Annotated in this window: 3 protein-coding genes; all 3 read left to right on the top strand. The window is 39.1% G+C overall.

What is annotated here, in order from left to right:
- The first annotated feature begins 454 nt into the window (after positions 1 to 454).
- The gene (gene pdhA, locus H541_RS0110835; protein ID WP_026501799.1) at positions 455 to 1,561 is read left to right on the top strand and encodes a pyruvate dehydrogenase (acetyl-transferring) E1 component subunit alpha; all 1,107 of its coding nucleotides are present in this window, start codon (positions 455 to 457) and stop codon (positions 1,559 to 1,561) included.
- Between the two features lie 2 nt (positions 1,562 to 1,563).
- Positions 1,564 to 2,541 carry an alpha-ketoacid dehydrogenase subunit beta gene (locus H541_RS0110830; RefSeq protein WP_022797292.1) on the top strand — a complete coding sequence of 326 codons (978 nt, stop codon included), beginning with the start codon at positions 1,564 to 1,566 and terminating at the stop codon, positions 2,539 to 2,541.
- 107 nt (positions 2,542 to 2,648) lie between these two features.
- The coding region (locus H541_RS12440; RefSeq protein WP_033420931.1) for a biotin/lipoyl-containing protein at positions 2,649 to 2,752 on the top strand (104 nt) is incomplete at its 3' end.

Genomic DNA, 2,752 nt, shown 5'->3' with positions numbered 1-2,752 from the left:
GGAAGCTTTCCTTTCTGTGGTGTGGTAATTACAGTATAGCAGAAGCTTCCTCTATTTTTTTATTTTCATGTAACACATGTATTGTAACCTTACAACGCCCGTAGGTTATCTTATTAATAGAAAAAAATAATACACATATACAGAATGTGAAACAGAAAGGGTGATGAAGCTATAATTAGCTTTTTTTCAGAAACAGTCACAATTAAGTGGAACTATTCATGTGAAATGTTGAACTAAAGGTCAAGGGTGACAAGGATTATCGAAAAAGAACAACCAGAGATTGTGATATTTTCAGAAAATTAAGCGGTTTTATGAAAATGGTTTACTTGACTCTAGTTTGCTTGCATTGTCTGATTTTTCGTGATAAATTTATACCGTAAACCAGTGGTTATGTAACAGTTCCGTTTTACTGTTCTACACTAGGATTAAAATAAGAGAGGAACGTGTTTTGAATATGGCAAGAAAGAAATCAGTAACCATCGAGTCGTTACTAACGCCTGACAATAACAATTTCGACATGGTTCAAATCTTGGATGAAGAAGGTAAGGTAGTTAATCCAGATATTTTACCTGATTTAACAGATGACGAGTTAGTGGACTTAATGTCAGATATGGTTTGGTCACGTATTTTACACCAACGTTCGACTGCATTGAATCGTCAAGGACGTTTAGGTTTCTATGCTCCAACATGGGGACAAGAAGCAAGTCAATTAGGAAGTATCAAGGCCATCGAAAAAGATGATGTCTTGTTACCAGGTTACCGTGATGTACCACAATTGATCAAGCATGGGTTACCTTTATACCAAGCTTTCTTATGGTCTCGTGGTCATGTTGAAGGAAACAAGTATCCAGAAGAATTACAAGCATTGCCACCACAAATTATTATTGGTGCGCAATACGTCCAAGCAGCCGGGGTTGCTTTAGGACTTAAAAAACGTAATAAGGAGAACGTTGTCATCACTTATACTGGTGATGGTGGTACGTCCCAAGGTGACTTCTATGAAGGAATTAACTTTGCAGGGTCTTACCATGCTAATGCCATATTTGTCGTTCAAAATAATGGTTGGGCAATTTCTACACCACGTTCATTACAAACAGCTGCTAAAACATTAGCACAAAAAGCTGTTGCTGCCGGCATCCCAGGTATCCAAGTGGATGGTATGGATCCATTGGCAGTTTATGCAGTGACTAAAAAGGCAAGAGAATATGTTGTTGCTGGTAATGGTCCTGTCTTGATTGAAACAATTTGTTACCGTTATGGGCCACATACATTATCTGGTGATGACCCTAAACGTTATCAACCAGAAGGTTCGATGGAACCTTGGCTCAAAAAAGATCCTTTAATCCGTATGCGCAATTACTTAACAGAAAAGGGCTTATGGTCTGAGGAAAAAGAGCAAGAAGTTGAAGAAAAGGCTAAGGAAGATGTGAAGGCAGCGATTAAAGAAGCAGATGCTGTTCCTAAACAAAAAGTCTCAACATTCTTGAAGAATATGTTCGAAGTTGCTCCAGCATCGATCCAAGAACAAATCGATGCCTATGAAGCAAAGGAGGCTAAATAATCATGGCACAAAAAACATTGATACAAGCCGTAACTGATGCCTTACATGCCGAATTGAAGAACGATGAAAATGTATTGATCTTTGGTGAAGATGTTGGTAAAAATGGTGGTGTTTTCAGAGCGACTCAAGGACTACAAGATGAATTTGGTGAAGACAGAGTTTTCAACACACCATTAGCAGAATCAGGTATTGGTGGTTTATCGATTGGTCTAGCTCTTGAAGGATTTCGTCCTGTAGCTGAGATTCAATTCTTTGGATTCGTTTTTGAAACAATGGATTCTATCGTTGGTCAAGCAGCTCGTACCCGCTATCGGATGGGTGGCACACGTCATCTTCCAATCGTTATTCGTTCACCTTTTGGTGGTGGTGTTCATACACCAGAACTTCACTCAGATAACCTAGAAGGGTTGATTGCGCAATCTCCTGGTATCAAGGTCGTTATTCCAAGTAACCCATACGATGCTAAGGGATTATTAATCTCAGCTATTAGAGACAATGACCCAGTTGTTTTTCTTGAACATATGAAACTTTATCGGTCATTCCGTGAGGAAGTTCCTGATGAAGATTACACTGTTCCATTGTGCAAAGCAGCAGTGACACGTGAAGGTACTGACGTTTCAGTTATTACTTATGGTGCTATGGTTCGTGAAGCTATCAAAGCAGCAGATAATCTTGAAAAAGAAGGCATCTCTGTTGAAATCATAGATCTTAGAACAGTATCACCGTTAGATGTTGAAACAATCGTTAAAAGTGTCGAAAAAACTAATCGTGCTGTCATTGTGCAAGAGGCACAACGTCAAGCGGGTGTTGGTGCGGCTGTTATGGCTGAGTTGAGCGAACGTGCCATCCTTTCTTTAGAAGCACCTATTGGGCGTGTTGCAGCCCCTGATACTGTGTTCCCATTTGGTCAAGCTGAAAATGATTGGCTACCAAATGCTAAGGATATAGAGGCTAAAGTCAAAGAAACAGTTAATTTCTAATTGTAGAGTAAGCAGATGAGTAAATAGATGGCATCTATTTACTCTTTGCCTGTTCAAATGGTTTTATTCCTGTTCAAGGGTTTTATTAAAGAAAGGATGTCAAATTTATGGCTTTTCAATTCAAATTGCCAGATATCGGTGAAGGTATCGCAGAAGGCGAAATCGTTAAGATCGATGTAAAAGTTGGCGATACGATTAAAGAAGACGATAC

Source organism: Bavariicoccus seileri WCC 4188 (genome assembly GCF_000421665.1).
Taxonomy (GTDB): Bacteria; Bacillota; Bacilli; order Lactobacillales; family Aerococcaceae; genus Bavariicoccus; species Bavariicoccus seileri.
This window is presented reverse-complemented; position numbering and strand designations above follow the sequence as displayed.

Excerpts from the sequence above, each read along its gene's own strand:
- pdhA (WP_026501799.1), top strand. The coding sequence starts at position 455 with ATGGCAAGAAAGAAATCAGTAACCATCGAGTCGTTACTAACGCCTGAC.
- H541_RS0110830 (WP_022797292.1), top strand. The coding sequence starts at position 1,564 with ATGGCACAAAAAACATTGATACAAGCCGTAACTGATGCCTTACATGCC.